1 protein-coding gene and 3 pseudogenes are annotated in these 1,681 nt (G+C 64.4%); 2 read left to right on the top strand and 2 right to left on the bottom strand.

The window, feature by feature from the left end; genetic code table 11:
- Positions 1-108 (top strand): annotated as a pseudogene (locus tag AB0D93_RS41555) (IS5/IS1182 family transposase); the annotation flags it as partial.
- 130 nt (positions 109-238) lie between these two features.
- Here AB0D93_RS41555 and AB0D93_RS41550 read toward each other — a convergent pair.
- Positions 239-493 carry a hypothetical protein gene (locus AB0D93_RS41550; protein WP_362131968.1) on the bottom strand — a complete coding sequence of 85 codons (255 nt, stop codon included), beginning with the start codon at positions 491-493 and terminating at the stop codon, positions 239-241.
- Positions 494-594: 101 nt separating this feature from the next.
- Here AB0D93_RS41550 and AB0D93_RS41545 point away from each other — a divergent pair.
- A pseudogene (locus AB0D93_RS41545) lies at positions 595-1,529 on the top strand (helix-turn-helix domain-containing protein).
- 10 nt (positions 1,530-1,539) lie between these two features.
- On the opposite strand, the pseudogene AB0D93_RS41540 reads toward AB0D93_RS41545, so the two are convergent.
- Positions 1,540-1,639 (bottom strand): annotated as a pseudogene (locus AB0D93_RS41540) (GNAT family N-acetyltransferase); the annotation flags it as partial.
- Positions 1,640-1,681: the final 42 nt, after the last annotated feature.

Genomic DNA, 1,681 nt, shown 5'->3' with positions numbered 1-1,681 from the left:
CACGACGCCGATCTCTACAAAGAACGGAACACCGTCGAGCGCCTGATCAACAAGCTGAAGGCATGGCGGGGAATCGCGACTCGATACGACAAGACCCCCGAGAGCTAACTCGCCGGCCTCCACCTCCGTGCCTCGATGATCTGGATCAACAACCTCCTGAAGGCGACTACCTGATCAGCGGTGGTCCTCAACCGAGTGGTAAGCAAGCGGAAGTGACGTCGAACCTCCAGTTGGAGGTTCAGAGACGTGTGACCAGCCCCCATATACCCAGCGCAACCAGTCCCGATAGGGCCAGGACTGCGATGTACCAGCCACAGGAATTCAGTTTCTGATCAATTGGGTCTTTTCCGCGTGCCGGGCTGTACTTCTTCCGCAACGGCGGAACGAGTTCGATGACCGCAAACGGCAATGCCGCGAGGGCCAATGGTGCAGCAATGACAAGGATCATCACATAGGGGACCGCGCTTCTCTCAACGTACATGTGTGCGAGCACACCTGGAGACTACTGCGCCTCACCAGGCGGCATCTGCCCTTTGATGATGTGAAGCGCTGCCGCGTGGCCGCTCGGGTGGCCCGGGCCGTCAAGCTGTGCGGGTGGCAGAGCGAGTACGCGTCCGCGAAATCGATGATGACGAGGGCAGGCGGCTGCTGCGGATCGTGCGCAGGGGCACCGGTTCGGTGGTGACCTGGCGACGGGCCCAGATGGTGCTGTTGTCCGCGCAGGGCATGCCCGTGGCGAAGATCGCCGAGGTGACGTTCACCAGCGCGGACCGGGTCCGGGATGTGACCACAACTTCAACGCCGACGGCTTCGAGTCGCTCTACCCGAAGTACCGGGGCAGCCGTCCAAGAACCGTCACCCTCCCCGAACGCCGGGAGATCAAGAAAATCGCCAAGTCGAAGCCAGGCCGAGCACGGCAGGCCGTGCTCGACCTGGAGCCTGGCCAAGCTGGCCGACTTCCTGGTCGCCGAGAGGGTGGACGAGTTCGGGCCGCTCAACCTCCAGACCCACCCCGGGCGGCAGTGGGCCGAGCATGGCGGGAAGCACAAGAACCCCCACCGCGAGCCGCGCCCGCGGCGGCGGGCGACCTACACCCGCCCACACGGGGTCCGCCACCTGTTCGCCGCCTACGACCTGGGCAAAGACCAGCTTTACGGCCACATCAAGCCGAGAAAGCACCGCACGAGGTTCCTGGAGTTCTGCCGTTACCTGCGCAGCCTCTACCCGCCCAAGGTCCGCATCGCGATCGTCCTGGACAACTTCTCTCCGCACCTGAGCACGAAGAAGGACACCGAGTCGGCGAGTGGGCCGCGGCGAACAACGTCGAATTCGCCTACACCCCGACCAACAGTTCGTGGCTGAACCGCGAGGCCCAGTTCACCGCCCTGCGGTACTTCGCCCTGGACGGCACCGACCATGCCACCCACAAGGAGCAGGGCAGCATGATCCGCCGCTACGTCATCTGGCGGAACAAGCACGCCGCCGACGAACGCCTACGCAAAGTGGTCGACAGGGCGAACGTTGCCTGATGCGGCACTAGATGAACACCGCACGATCCCGGGCCTCGGACTCTGCGGAGCACGAGACGCTGGGTCCTGATCCGGGCAGGTGGCCAGGTGACGGGTCCAAGGTCGGTCACGGCGGGCGCCGTATCTGACGCCCGCCGGGCAGGAGCCTGAAC

It is taken from the genome of Streptomyces sp. NPDC048191 (assembly GCF_040652655.1).
In the GTDB taxonomy this organism is placed as follows: domain Bacteria; phylum Actinomycetota; class Actinomycetes; order Streptomycetales; family Streptomycetaceae; genus Streptomyces.
The sequence above is the reverse complement of the archived record's forward strand: the minus strand, read 5'-3'. Positions and strand labels throughout refer to the sequence as shown.